This is a genomic window from Bacillus sp. 05T31 (genome assembly GCF_056396725.1).
On record NZ_JBFTMA010001177.1, the window covers coordinates 1 to 758 of the forward strand.

1 protein-coding gene and 1 pseudogene are annotated in these 758 nt (G+C 33.3%); one reads left to right on the forward strand and one right to left on the reverse strand.

The annotated features are described in order from the left end of the window. On the forward strand, positions 1-265 hold a 265-nt coding region (locus tag AC1DJR_RS32200), incomplete at its 5' end, for a hypothetical protein (protein WP_477004493.1). A 244-nt stretch (positions 266-509) separates the two neighbouring features. Here AC1DJR_RS32200 and AC1DJR_RS32205 read toward each other — a convergent pair. After that, positions 510-758: pseudogene (locus AC1DJR_RS32205) on the reverse strand (barstar family protein); the annotation flags it as partial.

Sequence of the window (758 nt, forward strand, 5' to 3'; positions counted from 1 at the left end):
GGGGGGTTTTGTTCATCCCCCACTGAGTATTAGCCTTCACCAATCGGACGTTTACGGGCAGYAGGGCTCCCACCTAACTTCTTTGCTCCAGCTGAATTTTGAGGTGGGAGTTTTACTGCCCACAAATAGCGGGATAAAAATAAATCTAAAAGGAGCTAATTTTATGGAACATAATCAAAATGGAGTACTTGCTTTAATTGTTTTGTTTTTAGGATTAGTGTTTTTTGTTAGTGGAATGGTTTATCATTTATGGGGTTCTTATTAATTTCAACTTTTAGAAAGATAAATAATTTAAAAACTAAAACGTATATTGTAATTATCGATATGGCATATTTCCAAAAACAACTTAACATGCTAAAATAATATTCGGACGGGAGTCCAATATTATTAAAATTAAGATGGTTCAAGTCGGAGAAAGGCACCTTAGGGTGTCTTTTCTTTTTTGTTAATTAATAGCTTGTTCTCTTCTAGGTAACTCTTTAAAATATAAATTTTAATAAAAAAGACGCTCATGCAGGATCCTTTCTATCCTCTTCATTATAATCAAGAAGACACTCTTTCATTATTTTCGTATCTCTCGGTAACCTTTTTTCAAACTTTGACCATCCGTCGAAGATCATTTTGTTTGGCAAAGGACACAAAAATCATATAATACAATCCCAAAAAGCATCCCAGTTTTCCCCGTACAAATTAGGAAACTCAAGCTTCTCTTTAAGAAGTAAATGCAATTCTTTTGCATTATAAACATTGCTTACATC